Consider the following 20,502-nt stretch of genomic DNA (forward strand, 5'->3'; position numbering starts at 1 on the left):
AAGTAGTTCTCTCAAAGTTATTCCTTTAACGACACTGCTGTGAAAACCTTTAGGAAAAAAATAGAAAAAAGGCGAAAAAGTTATCGTTTGACTAAGATTTGAGCAAACAGTAAAAAACACACAAAAAGGGGTAAAGTTTACCAAAGGAGGGTCGACAACATCTGGTTTGTCATAATACAGCGGGGCAAAGAGTCGCATTTACTTTGCTTTAGAAAAAGAAAAAGCCCCTTTTCCTTTGAGAGAACTGGGGCTGGGTGGTCGCCAGAGGCTGCGTGGAGATCAAGAGAAATGAACGCAAACCGGCAAACCGAACATACCTTGTTACCGTATTAGGGCAGGTTGTGAGAGAGAGCCCCAACACCTTCGCAAGATATGCATGCCTGTAAGTGATGATAGATTGCCACGTCTGGCGGCTATCACTCTTACTTAACTTACGCTGTTTACTACTGGAGTAAGGTCATCGCAGAGTTAGGCAACTGTTTCGCTTGAGCAAGAATCGATGTACCCGCTTGTTGCAGGATTTGATTCTTAGTCATCGCGGTTGTTTCTTTAGCAAAGTCGGTATCTTTAATACGGCTATTAGACGCATCAACATTCTCTTGGACATTTGCTAAGTTATTAATACTGTGGCTTAACCGGTTCTGCTTCGCCCCGAGATCAGCGCGTTGCGAGTCCACATACTTCAATGCCGAATCAATCACTGAGATACCATTTTGGGAACCCGCGACTGTCGTCATATCAATATCTTGAACCGTGGTATTGATTGCTTGGTTGCTTAAACCGAGATCAGACGCGAGACCACCAGAAATCGATAGGTCACCCTCTAAATCAGGCTCAGCAATAAAGATTTGTAGCTCACCATCGTCACCAACAGAGGCATTAATCTTGTCCGATTGACCATTGATGTAAGTCGCTAGTTGCTCAATATCATCACCTGGTTTTGCCAGAATATCGACTGAGATTTCTTCGCCACTTTTTGTGACAAACTCAAATTTCAAATCGCTTGCATCAGGCGGCACTGACCAGTTTTTATCCTTGCCATTCTCAGCTAAGAATGTTGAGCCACCCATGCGGAAATCATCCGCACGAATGCTGGTTAAGCCCATGATCATCGCTTCACCTGAATTGGCACCAATTTGGAATGACGCATCACCAAAGGATCCATTCAGCAAGCGGCGACCACCAAATGAGGTCGTTTCAGCGATACGATTCAACTCGGCTTGTAAAGCCGTTGATTCTTCATTGATCGCCTGACGCTCAGAAGGGGAGTTAGTGCCGTTTGAGGATTGAATCGCCAGATCTCGCATTCTTTGTAAGATATTGGTTGATTCATTCATCGCACCTTCCGCCGTCTGCGCTATCGAAATACCATCATTGGCATTACGCATCGCGACATCTAAACCACGCGACTGCGCAGTAAGACGGTTAGAAATCTGTAAACCCGCGGCATCGTCTTTCGCACTATTGATCTTATGACCAGACGAAAGGCGTTCCATTGAGGTGTTTAAATCCCCAGAGGCTTTATTTAAATAACGTTGTGCGGTCATTGCCGACACGTTAGTACTGACTGTCACTGCCATTTTGCTCTCCTAAATGAGTTCGCAAACGTTCAAGATGGATTGCGAAGTGGTCAGCATTGCTCTCATAAGGAAATGCACTGACCGACAACATCCATCTGATACCCCGTATCAGATGGAGTATCTATTCATAAAAACCAACGAACTCCGTTAGCCTTGTTGCTCGTACTACCATACAAAAGCAATTAATATGCCAAAAACAAAACTTTCATTTAATTCAACAACAAACCTTTAACTATCCTATTGTTACAGGGAATTCCATTCAAAAAAATGATAGCCCATCTCAATACATCAATAATGTGGCAACAGAATCGCGGTAAATATTGCCGCTTTATCAACCTACGCTCATATGGCAGTGCACATACGGCAACCGAGGTCGTATTCTTTCTTTTATTGAACATCACCGAGACTAGAAATTAAATGTCATCGAGACTATAGATAATTAAATAATGTCAGGTCTTTCGTTTTACCAAATGCTAATTGCGATGCTTGTAGCGCCCTTGAGTTTTCTTCAAACTCAATCACGGCCTTCGAGTAATCAAGGTCTTCAAAATTACTCTTGGAACGTGCTAACGAAATTTTGAAATCTTCATTTTGCTGCTCTTGAGTATCGAGCGTATTCAGCCTTACACCAACGTCGGTTCTGGCTTTTGTTAGATGTAAAAACGCGGTATGAAACTCTTCAGTCACTTGATGCAGTTTTGCATTAGCAGAGGCATCCGAAACGTCATAATCCAAGGCGTCAATGGCATCTCGAAACGTGTCAAACACACTAAAGCTTTCTCTAGGCGCCAAGACAATGGCATCACCCGCCGTGATCTGCCCTTTCACTCGTAAACTGAACCCGTCATGTTCAATGCCTGCTTTGGGATCATAGTCCCCAGCTTTTACTACCGAGCCATTTCGCTCGAGCTGATAACCAAACTGCGCCTTACCCATATCGACAAAGGTGACCTTGTATTCACTGTCGTCATTCACCTTATTGTTGGTCGCTTTATCTAGGAGCAACTCAGACGCATTTTGTAACTGGTAGCTGGGTTTGTAGTCTCCAAACGGATTCTCGATTTCCATGAACAACTTGCTGCCAGGGTAATTAATTGGCATCTCCATACTATTAGAGATGCGCATTTTTCGCTGATAGTCGTCACCGGCGTAGGCCATCTTCCCTTGGTTATCAGTAAAAAATGGCTGCGTTTTAGGCTTAGTACCCGCAAACGTGTAGTTACCAGACTCGTCTTGATTGTTGGCGAGCGCGAGAAAGTTCTTAGCAAGCTCTTGTAATTCACGCGCCTTAGCGCCTCGGTCTTCTGGTGATAACGCACCATTGATCGATTCCATGGTGAGTCGTTTCGCATTGTCGGAAAACTGCTCTGTTTCTCTGATCATCACCTCTTGGTGTTCTAGGCGATTACGCGACAGTACAATCGCGTCAGTAAATTGGTCGAGCTGCTCAGTTTGTTGCCCGACTTTTTGCAGGTAATGAATCGCCAACGGGTCATCCGCTGGTTTTTGAAGCTGCTTGCCAGAGGCCAATTGAGCTTGATTGTGATGGATTTTGTTCTCTTGCTTACGCATGTCATTTTGCACAGTTTGATAGCTGTGAAAACTGGAGATTCGGTTCATCATAAGTTAGTGCTCCTACCTCAACTGCAAGATAGTGTCGAAGGTTTCATTGGCAGCCTGCATCACTCGAGAGGACGCCATATAAGCTTGTTGAAACTTCATCATATTCGCAGCCTCTTCATCGAGATTAACCCCAGAGATAGACGCAACACGGCTTTGTGCCGCTTCATGCTCAAGCTCAGCTACTTCCTGTAAACGCGTCGCCGTTGACGCTTTTAAACCAACGTCAGTATTGAGATTGTGATAAACATCAATAATGGTCGATTCGTTACCATTCATGGTCTTATTACGCTGGATATCGAACATTTTACGTAAGTTACCATTGTCCCCTTCAGAAGGAGTGAGGTTAGCGGTAAACTTATCATTAGGCATAGCGCCAGCCGTTAATCTAAACTCTGTGCCCAACACGGAAACCGGCTCGGAAGGCGGGTAAGGTTGTGGCGCTAATAACAGATTTCCTTTGGGGTCAGTTACCGCAAACTCTTGACCAGAGGGGGAGACATGCACTTCAAACTCGCGTAACTGCCCTACTGCCAACATTGTAAATTTAGCGGTACCTTGCGCTTCGGTCGTCGATGCCTCAAAACTGTGTGCTGCTATCGTTTTAGGATCGCTAGTGGCCATCTGAATATCCGCGGCGCCAGTACGAGTCGGCCTAATCAGCAATTTTTCACCTGCTGTCGGAGGATTACGAATATCGATAATCATGCCATCGATATAGAAAGCTCGGCCGTCAATATTCAGCTCAGCGTTAATCGTGTCACCATCGGGTTTCGTCACGGTATAATTGGAGCCATTGTATTTTAGGGCATATTCACCGCCCTTTAATGCATTGGTGTTCTCGATGTATACCGCCACTTCAGCATTTGACTGTGGCGTTCTTACCACACGAGATAGGGCTATCGCCTCACTATTGGTATCAATGAACATGTCAGCACCGACTTGACCATTAAGATCAAGCCCCTGATTTTGTAGCTTATTAACCTCAAAGCTAAATGCCGTGGCCACGCGTCCTAATTCATCCATGATATAGGGTATTTCTTGGTCTCGAAGCTCAAACATCGCTTCAATCTTGCCGCCAATATCGGTAGAAGTAATGGGTTTTATCCCCTTACCTTCCACCATGGCCAATCGGCGCTGGTGGACATCGGGATCGCCATCAACCATCTTTAACTGACTAGACTCCGTACCTGATACAAGAGTATGTCCGCTACCAATATGAACATTAAACCCTTCGGCATTTTTTCGTGGTGTAACAGTGACCTTGGTGTATTCCGACAACTCTTTTACAAGATTCTCGTGTGTATCCATCAAGTCGTTATGCGGGCCTGGTGTTTTCATCATTAATCGATGAATATCACGGATTTCTACCGCGATTTGATTGACACGCTCGACGCCCATTTCCAGTTTTTTATTTGCCGTATCGGCTTGCTGACGCACCGTTTCATGGACGTTATTCAGTGTTTGTCTAATCTGATTGGCTTTCTCTAACACTACCTTTCGAGCACCTACATCATTGGGCGTATCGGCCAGTGTTTTCACTGAGCTAAACCAATCATTAAGGTTCTCAGGAATTTTCTTGGAGGCAACCGAAGACAACATCCCCGACATAAGATCGAGATTGCTTAGGTTTTCATTGCGATAGTTCACTTGTGTCGTTGCCACATTCAGCTCTTTAACGGCAAACTGATCCCATGAGCGGCGAACATTTTCCACATGCACACCCATTCCATAGGTTTGACCACCAAATTGCCTAGGGCTATTGGTACCTTGAACCACAGACTGCCGACTATAACCTTCTGTATTTGCATTAGAAATGTTATGACCGGTGGTGTTTAACTGTCTCTGAGCTGTCAGGACGCTTTGCGTACCTAAGTTCAGAAGATCTGACGCCATATCGCCCCCAAAAACTTCAATTAGCGTAACTAAATCCGCAAGTTACGCTGTACTGAACAATAAAATGCAATATGTATGCCGTTGTGATAACTCTAAGAAAAATTTCTCATTGTTTTACGGCACTCAATCACTGCGCACGACATTTAATGGGCACTATAGATACTAAAATCCCAGCTCTAGGCCGGGATTTTATGTTCTTTTAAATGCGTGATGCGGCTAACGAGTCGTCATATTGTCGATTTGTGCTTTGACTCTTAACACCTTGTCGGCGTAGCTAGGGTCGGTTGCATAACCAGCTTGATGAACGTCGCGAATGAACGACTCAGAACCACTGTCTCGCTTTAATGCCGATTGATAGCGTGGGTTATCATTAAGGAATTGAACGTAATCATTAAAGCTGTCTTCATAAGAACGGTAGGAACGAAACGCCGCGCGTTCTTGAACGGGTACATTTTGATGATACTCAAGCGTTTGGGTGGAAACCTTGTCACCGTCCCAACTGCGATCAGCTTTAATATTGAATAAGTTGTTACTGCTGCCCTGACTATTACTCACCACTTTTTTACCCCAGCCGGTTTCTAATGCTGCTTGAGCAAGCAAAAGTGACGGGTCAACACCTAACGACTTAGCGGCCCTATCAGCGTAGGGTTTCAGCGATTCTACGAATTTTTCTGGCGTGTTAAAGTCAACAGGCTGTGCTTGTTGACGATTATTAAGCCCAAGTGTCGCAGCGGTTTCACGAGCCTTCGCCTCATCATATGGCATTTGCAACGTGCTATGAAATGCCTCATTGCGCATACGAATCTCGCCACCAGCAGACGCTTCATCTTCCGTGCTTTGTCCTGCACTAAGTTGAGCCACAATCATATCGGCGAGCCCCATGGATCCTGAAGAACTCAGTTCACTCGCCATTTGGTCATCCAGCATTTGACGATAGAACTGCTCATTCTGGCTGTTCATCATATCCGACTCAAAATGGGTATTAGCATCTCGCATCGATTTCAACATCATTGAGGTAAAAATCGACTCGAACTGGGTTGCCGCGGCACGTAACGCCGCTTTATCATCGCCTTTGTCACCGCTAGTAGCTTGTTGACGAAGCTTATCTAGGCTACTGATATCATGGATAAAACCGACATCATTAGGGTTTTTAATCATTAATGAGTTCCCAATTAAATCACGATGAGCTGGCCTTCGATGGCCCCAGCTTGTTTTAGTGCTTGTAGTATTGCCATCAGATCAGACGGCGCGGCGCCAACCTCATTAACCGCTCTAACAAGATCATCCAGTGTCAGACCCGGCTCAAACTTAAACATTTTGCCATCGCCTTCTGTCACCTGAATATCCGAGTTTGGTACCACGACCGTTTCACCACCGGAGAATGCTCCCGGCTGGCTCACTCGCAAGTTTTCTTTTATTGCGACGGTCATACCACCGTGAGTAATTGCTGCCGCTTTCAAGCGAACATGCTTGCCAACCACAATCGTACCCGTACGAGAGTTGACGATAATCTTAGCGCCGCCGTCAGCAGTATCAAATTCAACGTTTTCTACCGCCGATAAGAAGGCAACGCGCTGGCTTAGGTCACGCGGAGCTCTTACTCGTACTGATGTGGAATCCATTGGGCTGGCCATTTGCGGGCCAAGAAAATTATTGATCGCATTCGACATGTTTTGCGCGGTAGTAAAATCAGACTCAAGTAGATTAAAGGTAATGTAATCCCCTCGCGAGAATGGGCTTGGGATTTCACGCTCGACACTCGCACCACTTGAGATCATACCAACTACGGGGTTGTTGCCAACAATCTTAGATCCATCAAGGCCTTCTGCACTGAAACCACTCACGACTAGGTTACCTTGTGCTACCGCGTATACTTCACCATCAAGGCCTTGCATAAAGGTTTGCATCAAGGTCCCGCCACGCAGGCTTTTTGCCGCACCAATCGACGATACGGTGACGTCTACCCTTTGTCCCGGTTTTGAAAATGCAGGCAGCTCTGCTGTCACGATGACCGCCGCGACATTTTTAAACTTAGGCTTGAAACCAATTGGCATTTGAATACCAAATCGCTCCAACATCGAACGGAAACTTTGCTCAGTAAAAGGTGTTTTTTCACCTGTGCCTGGTAAACCCGTGACAAGGCCATAACCCACCAGTTGGTTACTCCGCACCCCGGCAACTTCTGCCACATCTTTGATGCGTGCCGCTTGCACCGTTGCCGCGGCAAAACAGAGCCCTAAAAGTAAAAACGCAAACTTTTTCATGATGTTACCCCAAATACAAACAAACCCTCATAGGAGAGGGTTTGCCGCTTTCGATTCGTTAAAAACCTATCCTATAGAGAGACATTAAAGAATCGTGCCAAGAATCCAGGTTCTTGCATATCTTGTTGTGTTCCGGTGCCAGAATATTGAATTCGAGCATTAGAAATACGATTGGACGCAATGGTATTATCGAACTCAATATCGTCAGGGCGTATGGTGCCGCTCAAACGAATGTATTCATCGCCAGTATTCAACGTCAGCCATTTTTCACCGCGAATAATGAGGTTTCCATTGGCCAGCACTTCAATCACCTCTACGGTGATTGAACCCGACAAACTGTTACTCTGGTTCGCAGACGCGTTACCTTTAAAGTTATTGTCGTTTTTCAGTTCATAGGAGAAGTCATAATCGTTAATGGTCACTGGTCGACCGCCGACCGCCAAAGGGTCCATTGACGAATCATTTTTCTTAGATAAATCTGCATCCGAGCTTTTCGCCGCTTTTGTTGCTTCGTCTAGAGTAACCGTAATAATATCGCCCAAGCCACGTGGCTTAGAATCATCATACCAATCTCGAGAATAGTCCGTATTAAACAGTGAACCGGTGGCGGCAGCGTAATGTTCTGGTTTGTTTTTTGGATGAATGGGTGCCCATGCAGGGTCATCGGCAACAGGATCCGTTCTCCCTCTCAACGTATCAACAATTCCTGTAGACTGAGTACGGTCGCCTTCTACCGCATCCACAGCTGTCGTACTGTCAGCCACTTCGTCCACTGTTTCTTGCGGTCCAAACTGAGCACACCCCGACAGTATAGCTAGCAAGGAAATACAGATAAGTTTTTTCATGGGCTTGAATCCTATCAAGTAGCGAAATGTCTGTTGCTTGTTGTTTGTCTGTTTAATGGGACCTATCGATTTATCGAGGTCATTTAAACGACAGTAATTAATTCAACGGCAATAATTAAGTGAATAACAACCGCTACATAATTGACAAATATAGAAATAAATTACAGCTGTTGAGTCGCGAAACTCATCATTTTATCAACGGAAGAGATAACTTTTGAGTTCATCTCATAAACGCGCTGAGCTTCAATCATGTTCACCAACTCTTCCGTGACGTTCACGTTCGAGCTTTCCAGCATAGACTGACGAATCTGACCAAAGCCATCAAGACCTGGTACGCCTTCGTTAGGATCGCCACTGGCACCTGTTGGTAAGTAAAGGTTTTGTCCAATCGGCTCTAAACCGCCTGGATTAATAAAGTCGACAGTCGTAATGTTACCCACAACTTGGTTATCTTGTTGACCACGGACTCGAACCGACACCTCTCCATCCGTACCCACGGTGACTGAAATAGCATCCTCGGGAATGGCCACTTCTGGCTCTAGGGAATAGCCCGAGCCGGAGGTCACAATGATACCTTCATCGTTAAGGGTAAACTGGCCGTTACGGCTATATCCAATATTGCCGTCTGGCATCAAAACTTGGAAAAAACCATCGCCTTCAATCATCATATCCATACTGTTAGAGGTGGTTTGAGCATTACCCGGTGTATGAATCTTTTGCGTTGCGACTACTTTAGAACCCGCGCCGAGCATAAGCCCAGATGGCAACTCCGTGTTTTGCGAAGACTGACCACCAGGTTGATTAATATTTTGATAAAACAGATCTTCAAATACCGCACGGCTTTTTTTATAGCCAACGGTTGAGGCATTCGCCAAGTTATTTGAAATCGTTGAGATATTGGTTTGCTGAGCGTCTAAGCCCGTTTTACTTACCCATAGTGCCGGATGCATCGTATTCCCCTAATCCTATTAACCCATGCGAAGCAAGGAGTCAGACGCCTTGTCCATGTCTTCTGCCGATTTCATAAGCTTGACTTGCATTTCAAACTGACGCTGTAAGTCAATCAAACTGGTCATCTCTCCTACTGGATTAACGTTGCTGCCTTCGACAGCGCCCGTCATCAGTTGGACATTACCGTCTAGGCCATAACCTAATTCAGGGTTCTTATTACGAAATAAGCCATTGGTATCTTTGAATAACGAGCGATTGTCTGGATTGGTTAATTTAATGCGGTCGACAATTTCCATTTCATCGGCTGGCGCATCTTGCGGAATCACCGAGACGGTACCATCACGACCAATTTCTATCTTTTTAAGCGGAACGGGCACCGTAATCGGTGTACCACGCTCACCCAATACAAGATGACCATTGCTGTTACTCAATAAACCGTTTTGATCGACTTGAAAGCTACCGTTACGAGTCAGGCCTTCTTTACCAGTTTTATCCATCACTGAGATCCAACCTTGCCCTTCGATGGTCACATCGAGATCACGACCCGTCGTCACCACGCTGCCTTGTTCAAAGTTATGACCAGGGCGTTCTGTCATGCTAAATACACGAGTTGGCAATCCCTCACCATAGGCTTGCATCGAACGTGCTTGAGCGAGATCCGCTCGAAAGCCCGGCGTGCTGGCATTGGCTAGGTTGTTGGCTCTGAGTTGCAAAGCTTGCATATTTTGCTTTGCACCACTCATAGATAGATATAGGGCACGATCCATTGATAGCTCCAATAATCAAAGTACAGAATATACATAGCAAGATTTATGCCATAAAAACAATCACTTTAAATTCAGAGAGTTACCGTGGAATCATAAAGATTATGGACAAGCAGGGTTTAGAGCGGCAAATGAAAAGTCAGCGTGTGGCAACACGAGGTGGCAAACTACGTCGTGTGGCAACGGAGCGCTTAATAGTAGTGGGAAAAAGGCGCCAACAAACAGCCGTGAGCAAGATGTCGTGCTTAAATAATGAAAGTGCCAGTCAAATACTGACACTTTACATAAAAACTTAACGAATTTGCAGGATGTTTTGTTGTAGCTGGTTATGCACATCCAGCGCACGAGAGTTTGCTTGGAAATTTCTTTGCGCAGAAATAAGATCCACCAGCTCTTGAGTCATATCGATGTTTGATTGCTCCAGCGTACCATTGTTAATAGTACCAAATGAGCCTTTATTCGATTCACCCCAAATTTTAGCACCAGACGCTGTAGTGGAATCCCATTGAGTACCGCCTTTTTTCTCAAGGCCTTGCTCATTGGCAACACGCACCATTGCAACACGACCAAGCGTGACATTCTCACCATTGGAGTAGGTACCAAGTACGTTACCCTTCTCGTCGTAATCAACTTTGGTTAGGAAACCCGTTGTCGCACCATCTTCATTAAACTTAGTTAATTCAAACGGAGCGGCATATTGTGTGGTGCTATCAAGTTTAAAGGACAACTGCTGGGCAGGATCAGCACCATTCATTTCAACCGCATTAGGGCCTTCGCCGATGGCTTCCGTCACAATCTGTTGGCCATTATTCAGGCTCGCGAGTGTGCCATCGTTATTGAAACGTATGGTATGCCCCACATGGCCACTTGGAGAAGTAGCATCACCACCAGAGATGTTTACCGGTTTTTCACCCGCACCATCACTGACCGTGTAGTAACTCTGCCATGTATTCGGCTGATTTTGATCCTTCACATAGTAGGTGGTCATCTTATAAGACTGACCCATTGAATCATACATCGTTGAAGACGTAGACCGGTTGTAGGTTTCCGGATCAGAAAAGTCGAACAGCGCCGGATCTTTTAAATCGCCATTAGCGGGTAAGTTAGCACCAATTTCAATATTAGCCGTCTGTTTTGGCTTACCAAATTCTGGCGGCACATTGATTGGCTTAGGTTCGTAGGAAACCACTTCATTGGTATCTTTGTTGACTTCGTACCCTAACAAAAACTCATCGTTAGATGTCACCATGTAACTGTCTTTGTTTAGATGAAACGCACCATTACGGGTGATCTCGTTTTGCTGAGGAACCAAACGTTCTTTAGATACTGCAAAAAAACCGGTCCCACTGATACGTAAATCCATTGGGTTGTTTGTCGATACACTCGAGCCTTCGTGAAATTGCTGCGCAATCTTACTTGGCTGAACACCACCACCTGGTGTGGTTTTAGAGTTGGTAAACAATGAGTTTGAATAGACATCACCAAATTCAGCACGTGACTCTTTAAAGCCAAATGTGTTGGCGTTGGCAATGTTATTACTGGTCGTGTTTAAATCCAACTGAGCAGACGACAATCCACTCAAAGATACATATGACATTCCTAATCTCCTAACCTAGCTAATTATCACGCTTTGCCGACTTCCAATACTTCTGCAAGTCGAACTGGGTTTTCAAAACCAGCGAGATTGAGTAGTACGTTTCCATCTCCCTTGCCTAAAAGCACGCTGTTGACGTTTGCATAACTAGAAACTTCAAGCTCTTTGCTTTCTCCATCTAACAAACCCGAGGCTCTCACCTTGTATTTGCCAGGCGGCATTGAATTACCGCTATCATCTTTTCCGTCCCACTCGACACGCGCATCACCGCCAGGTTTTGCGCCAGCATTGAAGGTGCGAACCAGTTGACCCATTTCATTTTCTACACGCACAAAAACGTTTTCTAAAGACTGGGGCAGTTTGACCATTGCCGCCATGCTTTTATCCGCTTCTTTAACACCTGCAGCGCCTGGCACCAACACATCACGCCCCACTAATGAAGACGCTTGAAGTGCTTGGTTTGATGTCATTGATGAATTCAAACTCTCAAACTGAGAATTCATATTTCCAATACCATCTACCGTGGCAAATGATGCCATTTGGGCAATCATTTGATCATTACCCACGGGTTTAAACGGATCCTGTTGAGCCAACTGTTTGGTGAGCAAAGACAAGAAGTCTTCTTGTTTGAGGCTCTGCTGACCAGTGACTTCTTCAGGCTTATTTTGGTCCTGTAGCTTTTTCAGCTGATCAACGTAGGACAAACCGCTTTGACCAACATTGTTGATTCCGGCCATTTGCTATCTCCTATCTCTATTGACCCATTTGCAGGGTACGTAACAACATCTGTTTACTCGCTTCCGCTACCTGGACGTTAGTCTGGTATGAACGAGACGCAGAAATCATGTTGGCCATCTCTTCCATTACATTGACGTTAGGCTTGTAGATATAGCCTTCATCATTCGCAAGTGGATGATCTGGGTTGTACACCGCATTTAAGGGTTTATCGCTCTCTACAATGCCCATTACTTTGACTGGCACGGTATGATCGCGGTTATAACGAGCCTTACTTAACTCAGCGCCAAAAACTGCATGGCGAGCCTTGTAAGTCTCTTTTGCCGAGCTGCTAACACTGTCGGCATTGGCAAGGTTACTTGAGGTCGTATTAAGACGAACAGACTCAGCGCTCATCGCTGATCCCGTTACGTTAAAAACATTAAATAAACTCATCTTACTTACTCCCCTTTGATTGCCTTGGTCATATTTTTAAATTTGCTTCCTAAGAAATCGAGTGACGCTTGATGTCTTAGCTGGTTCTGCATGAACAAGTTTCGTTCTAGGTCCACGTCTACAGTATTACCATCTCCGGTATCCGGCTGGTCGGGAATACGATAGAGCATTTCGCCAGTCACCGACGTGGAGGCAGATATATGCCGTCCATCCGTGCGATCCAGTCCAATGCTTGCCCCTGAGGTTGCCGCTTTTAACGCACGATTGAAATCCATACCTTTCGCTTTGAAGCCGGGTGTATTGGCTTGCGCGATGTTGGTAGAGATGACCTCCGCATTCTTTTCGCGGACACCAACGGTGTGCTGATGAATACCGAGTGCATTGTTAAAAGAGATGGCCATTTAAACCTCATTGTTCAAAAATATGTGCCTGGTAAATATAAAAGCAATTTCCGAGCCAAAATTTAAAGATCTAATGAGTTTTTAAATTTTGAAGAAACCTTGCCACTGGCACGCTAACGATTTAGGCAGCAAAATATGCGCCACTGTTTTCTATCTACTGATTATTTCTATCTACTGATTTTTTCTATGTAGATTTTTCAATACGCCGATACTCAGGGTATCGGTCGCAAAGCGATCGATGGGTCGATTAGGAATGTCGTTTACATTCGATGGCCTTGCTAACTCGTCAAGTTTAGCAAGAAACAAAGGCGGTGTAATAAGAAAAGCCTTGGAAGATACCAAGGCTTTAAGGAGAGATTAAGCTTTTAACTTATAAATAATGCCGGGGTTGCAGCGCACCATTTCAAATTGGTCAGTGAGCCCCGTCAGAGACTCGGAGGCACCAAGCAATAAGTAACCACCGGGGTTGAGGCTGCGCGCCATCTGATTGAGCACCTGTGATTTCATCTCGGGAGAGAAATAAATCAACACGTTGCGACAAAAAATAATATCAAACTTGCCCAGTAAAGCGTAAGAGTCCATTAGATTTTGCGGACGAAAATTAACCAGACGCTTCGCGTTGTCCTTAATCTTCATCTTGCCATTACTGGTGCTTTCAAAAAAGACTCGACGACGTTCAGGCGATAAGCCTCTTCCAAGCGCTAAATTATCGTATTCACCCAGACGGCACGCATCCAACATCGTGCTAGAGATATCCGTTGCGGTGATTGATACGTTAGCCAACATGCCCGGCCTTTTTGCCTGAGTTTCCAGAACCGTCATTGCCATTGAATAAGGTTCTTGGCCCGAGGAACTTGCGGCTGACCATATTTTTAATGGTCGTTTTTTTGCCGCCATCTCTGGCAACAACTTATCCGATAACACGGTAAACGGGTAATTATCCCGAAACCATAACGTTTCGTTTGTCGTCATGGCATCCACAGCAGCAATGCGTAATTCGCGGTTGCGCCCAGATACCACATCTCTCAACAACTGAGACAAAGAAGAAAGGCCGAACTTAGATACCAACGGGCTTAAACGACTTCGTACCAAATATTGTTTACTGTCTCCCAGTACGATACCGCACTGCGACTCTAAAAAGCGGCTAAAATCACGATACTCTTGATCGCTTATGGTTATCGCTGTCATTAACTACTCTATACTGCTTTTGAAAGCTTGCTTAACACAAGTTCTGTTAGTTTTATTATTTGCCGCTAACCTGCGGTAACCGCAGCTTTCACTGCACTTCCCAACTCTTCAGGGTTGAACTTAGCGATAAACTCATTGGCACCCACTCGCTCTACCATGGCTTGGTTAAATACGCCACTGAGTGAGGTGTGCAAGATAATATGTAGATCTTTAAGATCAGGGTGGCGTCGGACTTCCGCTGTTAAGGTATAACCGTCCATTTCTGGCATTTCGATATCCGAGATCAACAGTGAAATCTGTTCACGAATATCGCCTTCGCCCGCCATTTCGACCAGCTTGTTGTATGCGTCTTTGCCATCTTTGACCAAAATCGCCTCAAAGCCAATAGACTCGATAGCTCGTTGGACCTGTTTACGTGCCACCGCTGAATCGTCAGCAATCATAATACGCTTAACAATTTGTCTTTTTTGTTGCTCCTCTACCTCTGCGATTTCTTTCGCGAGGTTGCCGTCCATGGTCTCAACAACGGGAGAAATCTCTGCCAGTATTTTCTCGACATCGATGATTTCAACGAGTTCATTGTCAATATTCGTTACTGCGGTCAAATAGTTGGCGCGCCCTGCGCCTTCTGGCGGCGGCAAAATTGATTCCCAGTGCATATTGATAATACGCTCAACAGAGCTAACTAAAAAGCCCTGAACACTGCGGTTGAATTCAGAGATCACAACAAAACTGTTCGCGACATCCGTCGTTGGACGGCCGCCAACTGCCAAGCTAAGGTCGATAACGGAAATTGTTTGCCCACGAATATGTGCAACCCCTTTCACCAAACGATGCAAATTTGGCATCGCAGTGAGTCTTGGGCATTGCAGGACTTCTTTTACCTTAAAGACATTAATACCGTATCTTTGGCGTCCCATTAAACGAAATGTTAATAATTCGAGTCGGTTCTGACCCACTAGTTGCGTTCTCTGGTTCACCGAATCTAAGATACCGGTCATAAGTTCATCTCCATCTCAAACTTTACGCGAAAAAAGTGATAGTCTACTGCAGGCAACGAGGAACCTGAGAAACAGAATGCTGTATTATAAGACATCTTTTTTGATTACATCCAGTCCCAATTTTAAGCGGTTGCTCAATGGGCTTTTATTATTTATCGTCTGGCACACGTTTTTCTTTAGTGCATTAACGCACGCGGCGACCCCAGAGCAAATAGAAAACATCCAAAAGGCAGCCCAAGCTCATGTTTTGGATACCCTAGAGTCCCCAATCGGTGCAGAGCTCACGGCAACGGCAGGTCGCATAGACTCTCGCGTACATGCTACCGATTGCATTGAGCCTTTACAGGCTTCATCATCGAATGCAAAAAATACCAGCAGCAATGTGACCGTTCTTGTGGAGTGCCCCAGCGATGGTTGGCGTTTATATGTCCCAGTCAGGCTGTCTATTTCCCTGCCTCTCGTGACCGCCACACAACCATTGGCACGTGGCAGCATTGTGACGCAAGACGATGTTACAATGACGATGGTGGACCAGCGTCGCTTTCGCCGCCAAGGCTTTTCTAATTTTGAACACGTCATTGGATCTAAATTAAAAAAGAACGTCAGGCTTGGCGACGTCATTGAAAGGAATGACGTTTGTGTGGTTTGCCGAAATGAAAAGGTCGTAATTCGTGCAATAAAAAGCGGCATGACAATTTCAACCAAAGGCACCGCGCTAAGTGATGGCTCAAATGGTGACCAAGTTAGGGTGAAAAATGACAAGTCTCAGCGTATAATTGAAGGTATTGTCACTGGCGTTGCTGAAATTACAGTGAATTTTTAATTTTTTACTAAAGTATCCATGGTTCAGGTCGATACTGACGGTATACAAGAAACTATTTATATAACGACGGCTTCACTAGAGTCATTATTTATAGACACTACGCAAAGAAGGCTAAACTATGGCAGGCATTGATAACATTCGTTCAGGACAGACGCTAACGACAACCAGTCGCGCCCCTGCTCGTTCGGATACAAGCACGAGCAGCAGCTCCGCCCAAGTTAGTCAGTCATCAGCAAAACAAGATGCCGTGACATTGAGTCAGGGCGGCAAAGCGATTGGACAAATGCATCAACAAATGGCGTCACAGCCTAGTTTTGATACCGCCAAAGTAGCGGCAATTAAAGAAGCAATCGCAAACGGCTCTTATACCGTAGACCCGGAAAAACTTGCTGATAACATGATTAAATTTGAAGATGAACTCGGCGGATTAAAGTAACGCATACCTACTATGAGTATGTGTTTAGCAGATTAAACTTAGGTGAATTGAATGGCAGCCCTTGTTGATTTGGTTGATTATCAACTTAAAAATGCAAAAGCCCTGTCTCTTCTATTATCAGAAGAGACCAAAGCCATTACTGCGCGTGAATCTACCGACATTGAACGCCTCGCTAAAGAAAAAATGGTGTTAATTGGCCAACTGCAGCAAACCGATCAGCGGCTGAGTCAGCATCAAGATGTCGCTCGACTCACCGACGAAAACTTATTGTCAAAGCAGGTGGATACGATTAAATCTATTATCCTCGATTGCCAAAAGCGCAATGAGATCAATGGCCATAGTTTGCAGCGCGCTCAACTCAGCTTCAACAAACTCAATAACCTAATGCAACAAAGCCATGGGAAAATTGGGATGACTTACAATGCCGGGGGGCAGACCCATACGCTATCAACACTGGGCACTAACTTAAAAGCCTAAGTCTAGCTTTAGCCGAATCTTCAGCATTGGTCGATATCTCACACATCCATCCTATCTTTAACACCGTTCATGCTCGTAGCATTACCTCGCGTGCACAAAAAAAGCGACAATTATTGCCGCTTCTTATATTAAACGTCGATGAGCCAATAATTCACATCATTCACTGAGAGGTATCGGCTCAGATACATCGCAAATTAAAACAAAGTCTGACGCTTCTTCTCTGGTACACGGCGAATTTCACCGTAGTCACGAAGCCTATCCATTTTTTCAATATCGAGCAGCAACTCAGTGACGTAACTGTCACCTACTTTATAGCTTCTGATGACTTCAGCTCCACGAATCACACCATCTACCGCGCCTGTCGTCGATTCAACGCCGAGCTTTTGGTCTTGTAAATCCGCTCTTGCAGAGACACGAAGGCCATACACCTGTTCCGCGAGTTCTCGGTAAGCATCAATTTTAGATGCACGCATCGCCCGCACTTGCTTTTCTTCTTCACTACGGCCCGATTGCTCACTGATACTGGCGTATCCAACTGCCGTCAGCGTATTTTGACTGCTCATTCCTACTGGAGCACAACCGACCATCACCATGGCCGCAAAAGCGACTAACCACATTCTCATGTTCTTTTCCTAAGGTCGTAGAATAATAGTTTGCGGAGATGTCATCATTGGATCAGAACGAATCAACACCCCATCTTCTGTGCGCATTTGATTCAACGTATCCAAATCTCGACCAATACGGTCGGCTGGCAAGAAGCCCTGTGCAGAGGCAACGACAACGCGTGATTGCATACCGACAACACGAGCATTAATCAACACACCACCTTCTTGACGCAACATCGTCCCTGTCAGAACAAATTGAATTTGTTGTTCTTGAGCTAGATCTTTCCAATCTCGACTCAATGCAAAATCACCTTGGCTTGTCACCTGGATCGAGCCTGTTGTTTTATAATCGACAACCTTAAACCCACGACGTTGCAATTGGTGAATAAACCCTTCAGATACCGAGTTCCCCAGCCAATTTGTCGAGTCCAAACTCTGCAAGTCAACAAAAGAGGCAACAGCAATTGGCGTCCTTACGGATACGCTGGTATTCGACTCAACAAGATCGTCGGTCAAGCCCTCTACAAAATAATCCATCGTGTGGCGTGGACTTTCCATCAGCATAAATTTGCTGCCGCTGTAGGTTTCTTTACCGTTATAGATTGGTGAGTAGGCACAAGAGGTCAGTGTTAACACCGATGCCATCAATAGCCATTTATTCATTTTTCCACTCTCCAAAGTTGTGAATTGGGTAGATTAATTCCTTTGCCTGTAAAGGTTGGAACAATCTTTGCTTTCTCATTGTTGTCGTTAACAAGAAAGTCCGCTCCAATATTCGCAGATTAACCTCTAGCAATAATCATCTAGCAAATATTGTTCCGCATTTGGATTAGTCGTATGAAAAAAACTTTTTGTTCTTTAGTTTCAAGTACATTACTCGTATTTAGCATGAGCACCGCCCATGCGGCGTGGTATGAAGTGACCGGCGTCTCTACGATTGTCTCATCAGACAAAGCGGCAAGAATTTACGCCCTAGAAGACGCGGTATATAAAGCGGTGGATTTTTCAGGTGCCGATATTGGCGGGCTGTCCAAGCTTGCACCACTGCTAGAGGACGATAAAGATCAATACCAGTTCATTGATTCTGAAGTTCGTCACATTATCATTGACGACAAGTATGTAAGCGGCAACCAAATGGTGGTCAAAGCACGTATCGATATCTATCCATCGGCAAAGGCTTGCCATCAGAACCAATACAAAAAAACATTTGGGGTGGCAATGTTTGACATTGTTGACCCACAACAGGCCGTCATGGGACAAATCTATAAATTGGGCGAAGACTACAGCTCAGTTGTAGAAAAACAGCTCGCGACACGCTCCTACAGTTTTGTGTCAGTGGGAACCACACGCTACGAGATTAACAAACGCCAACCAGAACGCATCAAGATGATCGCACAAGATTTGGGGGCACAATACCTAATCACAGGTAAGATTAACGACCTTACTGCAACCATAACAACGGGTGGCTTATTAACAGACGACGTAACTAATCGTCAGTTTGCTATGGATCTTGCCATTTTTGATGGCAAAACTGGGCACGAGGTTTATCAACACTCTTATCGCGAAATCGCACAGTGGCCCTTTGCTAAAACCAGTAAAGTGGATACAAAAAGTGCTCGTTTCTGGACGTCGACGTATGGTGAGATGATGCAGAGAGTAAGCCGAAACATCATGCTGGATTTCGAGTCAGAAGTGTCGTGTAAGATGACACTTCCTGAGGTGGTCGCAAGTTACGGCAATAAAATCACACTTGATTTAGGCAGAGTTCACGGTGTACAAGCAGGCGACAAACTCACGCTATGGCATACCGGATCGTTCATTGACCAAAACGGATTACCACGCAACAAGGTATCACAAAGCGACATCACACTCACCGTCTCAAGGGTCTACGAACACGAAGCAGAAGCCACCGTTGACCAACCAAGCCTAGCCAACAGCATTCAGATGGGCGACGTGATGCACAAACAGAAATAAATCTAGACCGTCAGGCTTAACTTATTCAAATAAATGAGTAATATAGGCCATAAGCTCCCGTGGCACAGCTGGATAGCGCGGCCCCCTCCTAAGGGGCAGGTCACAGGTTCGAATCCTGTCGGGAGCGCCATACAAAACAACAACTTACCATAACATTCAGTTGGAGATTATGGACACCGTCCACAAAATGTCCACACATAGAAAGCTAGTTGTTGACATCTAGAACACTAGTCTCTCATTGCTTACAGGGTAAGAATTGAGGTAATCACAACGCAATGGTGTATATAAGCCATAAGAAAATGGGCTGCTTCGTTGCAAAGGAAGCCAAATGATTGGTAGTTAAGAGCAGATGTGATTGCCGCCATGTAATAAATAATTAAAATAAGGGGGGAGTTCGTGGCAACACTACTACGTAAAGACAAAGCTAGGTTAGAAAAATACTTACAAATGGACAGCGGCTACGTTCTCGATTTTTCTAATAGAACATTTGCCAATTTCTTTGAAGGTTTTAATATTGATATTGAAGAAGAACAATATCAATATGGCTCGGGCTCTAAAGCCAATAGGATGAGGGGTTTTTGGGACATTAGTGATGATGTAACTGTTGGCACTGTGCTACTAGGGCTTATTGAATACTATGATGAGCAGAGAGAAGGCAGCTATCATGGAGAACGCAACCACAGTGAAACAATGCGTGCAAATTGCATAGACATTGCTACTCAGCTTGCTTCTGGTCGCTATAGTGAAAATAGCACGACAATACGACAGCCAAAATTCAGACCTAACCAGACAAAACCTACCGCACAGAACTTACATGGCATTTTCAATACATCCCCTCAAAACAGTCTGCAAACGCCAGTAGGACAACCTACACAACAGCCACCGCAAAAATTAGCAACTCAAGGTTGGGGAC

Annotated in this window: 20 protein-coding genes, 1 tRNA gene and 1 pseudogene; 6 read left to right on the top strand and 16 right to left on the bottom strand. The window is 45.0% G+C overall.

The window, feature by feature from the left end:
• Positions 1–443 precede the first annotated feature (443 nt).
• The 14 genes from AB4405_RS23965 to AB4405_RS24030 all read right to left on the bottom strand — a co-directional run bounded on the left by AB4405_RS23965 (position 444) and on the right by AB4405_RS24030 (position 15,274).
• On the bottom strand, positions 444–1,580 hold the full coding sequence (locus AB4405_RS23965) for a flagellin (protein WP_102468647.1): 1,137 nt from the start codon (positions 1,578–1,580) through the stop codon (positions 444–446).
• 429 nt (positions 1,581–2,009) lie between these two features.
• Entirely contained in the window at positions 2,010–3,203 is a 1,194-nt protein-coding gene (gene flgL, locus AB4405_RS23970; protein WP_102468648.1) for a flagellar hook-associated protein FlgL, read from the bottom strand.
• A gap of 12 nt (positions 3,204–3,215) precedes the next feature.
• Positions 3,216–5,096, bottom strand: a complete 1,881-nt coding sequence (gene flgK / locus AB4405_RS23975) for a flagellar hook-associated protein FlgK (protein WP_372063075.1) — start codon at positions 5,094–5,096, stop codon at positions 3,216–3,218.
• 216 nt (positions 5,097–5,312) lie between these two features.
• On the bottom strand, positions 5,313–6,254 hold the full coding sequence (gene flgJ / locus AB4405_RS23980; RefSeq protein ID WP_102468650.1) for a flagellar assembly peptidoglycan hydrolase FlgJ: 942 nt from the start codon (positions 6,252–6,254) through the stop codon (positions 5,313–5,315).
• 14 nt (positions 6,255–6,268) lie between these two features.
• Positions 6,269–7,360, bottom strand: a complete 1,092-nt coding sequence (locus AB4405_RS23985) for a flagellar basal body P-ring protein FlgI (RefSeq protein WP_102468651.1) — start codon at positions 7,358–7,360, stop codon at positions 6,269–6,271.
• A gap of 71 nt (positions 7,361–7,431) precedes the next feature.
• Positions 7,432–8,205 carry a flagellar basal body L-ring protein FlgH gene (gene flgH / locus AB4405_RS23990; RefSeq protein WP_102468652.1) on the bottom strand — a complete coding sequence of 258 codons (774 nt, stop codon included), beginning with the start codon at positions 8,203–8,205 and terminating at the stop codon, positions 7,432–7,434.
• A gap of 161 nt (positions 8,206–8,366) precedes the next feature.
• A complete protein-coding gene (gene flgG, locus AB4405_RS23995; protein ID WP_102468653.1) occupies positions 8,367–9,155 on the bottom strand; it encodes a flagellar basal-body rod protein FlgG in 789 nt (262 codons plus the stop codon).
• An 18-nt stretch (positions 9,156–9,173) separates the two neighbouring features.
• The gene (gene flgF, locus AB4405_RS24000) at positions 9,174–9,923 is read right to left on the bottom strand and encodes a flagellar basal-body rod protein FlgF (protein WP_372063076.1); all 750 of its coding nucleotides are present in this window, start codon (positions 9,921–9,923) and stop codon (positions 9,174–9,176) included.
• A gap of 289 nt (positions 9,924–10,212) precedes the next feature.
• Complete coding sequence (gene flgE, locus AB4405_RS24005; protein ID WP_372063077.1) at positions 10,213–11,517, bottom strand: flagellar hook protein FlgE; 1,305 nt, start codon at positions 11,515–11,517, stop codon at positions 10,213–10,215.
• A 26-nt stretch (positions 11,518–11,543) separates the two neighbouring features.
• Complete coding sequence (locus tag AB4405_RS24010; RefSeq protein ID WP_102468657.1) at positions 11,544–12,251, bottom strand: flagellar hook assembly protein FlgD; 708 nt, start codon at positions 12,249–12,251, stop codon at positions 11,544–11,546.
• A 16-nt stretch (positions 12,252–12,267) separates the two neighbouring features.
• Complete coding sequence (gene flgC / locus AB4405_RS24015; RefSeq protein ID WP_102468658.1) at positions 12,268–12,684, bottom strand: flagellar basal body rod protein FlgC; 417 nt, start codon at positions 12,682–12,684, stop codon at positions 12,268–12,270.
• A 5-nt stretch (positions 12,685–12,689) separates the two neighbouring features.
• Complete coding sequence (flgB, locus tag AB4405_RS24020) at positions 12,690–13,085, bottom strand: flagellar basal body rod protein FlgB (protein WP_102468659.1); 396 nt, start codon at positions 13,083–13,085, stop codon at positions 12,690–12,692.
• Positions 13,086–13,442: 357 nt separating this feature from the next.
• Positions 13,443–14,273 carry a protein-glutamate O-methyltransferase CheR gene (locus AB4405_RS24025; protein WP_372063078.1) on the bottom strand — a complete coding sequence of 277 codons (831 nt, stop codon included), beginning with the start codon at positions 14,271–14,273 and terminating at the stop codon, positions 13,443–13,445.
• Between the two features lie 65 nt (positions 14,274–14,338).
• Positions 14,339–15,274 carry a chemotaxis protein CheV gene (locus AB4405_RS24030; RefSeq protein ID WP_372063079.1) on the bottom strand — a complete coding sequence of 312 codons (936 nt, stop codon included), beginning with the start codon at positions 15,272–15,274 and terminating at the stop codon, positions 14,339–14,341.
• Positions 15,275–15,350: 76 nt separating this feature from the next.
• Between AB4405_RS24030 and flgA the strand changes: the two genes are divergently transcribed.
• From flgA to AB4405_RS24045, 3 genes are all read left to right on the top strand, one after another.
• The gene (gene flgA, locus AB4405_RS24035) at positions 15,351–16,097 is read left to right on the top strand and encodes a flagellar basal body P-ring formation chaperone FlgA (RefSeq protein WP_372063080.1); all 747 of its coding nucleotides are present in this window, start codon (positions 15,351–15,353) and stop codon (positions 16,095–16,097) included.
• Positions 16,098–16,215: 118 nt separating this feature from the next.
• Entirely contained in the window at positions 16,216–16,533 is a 318-nt protein-coding gene (gene flgM / locus AB4405_RS24040; RefSeq protein WP_102468663.1) for a flagellar biosynthesis anti-sigma factor FlgM, read from the top strand.
• Between the two features lie 51 nt (positions 16,534–16,584).
• Positions 16,585–17,010 carry a flagella synthesis protein FlgN gene (locus AB4405_RS24045; protein WP_372063081.1) on the top strand — a complete coding sequence of 142 codons (426 nt, stop codon included), beginning with the start codon at positions 16,585–16,587 and terminating at the stop codon, positions 17,008–17,010.
• Positions 17,011–17,204: 194 nt separating this feature from the next.
• Here AB4405_RS24045 and AB4405_RS24050 read toward each other — a convergent pair whose 3' ends face one another.
• A complete protein-coding gene (locus AB4405_RS24050; protein ID WP_372063082.1) occupies positions 17,205–17,633 on the bottom strand; it encodes an LPP20 family lipoprotein in 429 nt (142 codons plus the stop codon).
• 9 nt (positions 17,634–17,642) lie between these two features.
• The gene (locus AB4405_RS24055) at positions 17,643–18,278 is read right to left on the bottom strand and encodes a FlgO family outer membrane protein (RefSeq protein WP_372063083.1); all 636 of its coding nucleotides are present in this window, start codon (positions 18,276–18,278) and stop codon (positions 17,643–17,645) included.
• Positions 18,279–18,452: 174 nt separating this feature from the next.
• Between AB4405_RS24055 and AB4405_RS24060 the strand changes: the two genes are divergently transcribed.
• The 3 genes and pseudogenes from AB4405_RS24060 to AB4405_RS24070 all read left to right on the top strand — a co-directional run.
• Positions 18,453–19,589 carry a flagellar assembly protein FlgT gene (locus tag AB4405_RS24060; RefSeq protein ID WP_372063084.1) on the top strand — a complete coding sequence of 379 codons (1,137 nt, stop codon included), beginning with the start codon at positions 18,453–18,455 and terminating at the stop codon, positions 19,587–19,589.
• 53 nt (positions 19,590–19,642) lie between these two features.
• Positions 19,643–19,719 (top strand) — tRNA-Arg (locus AB4405_RS24065).
• Between the two features lie 266 nt (positions 19,720–19,985).
• Positions 19,986–20,502 (top strand): annotated as a pseudogene (locus tag AB4405_RS24070) (hypothetical protein); the annotation flags it as partial.

The sequence above is a fragment of the Vibrio sp. 10N.261.51.F12 genome (assembly GCF_041471725.1).
Lineage (GTDB): Bacteria > Pseudomonadota > Gammaproteobacteria > Enterobacterales > Vibrionaceae > Vibrio.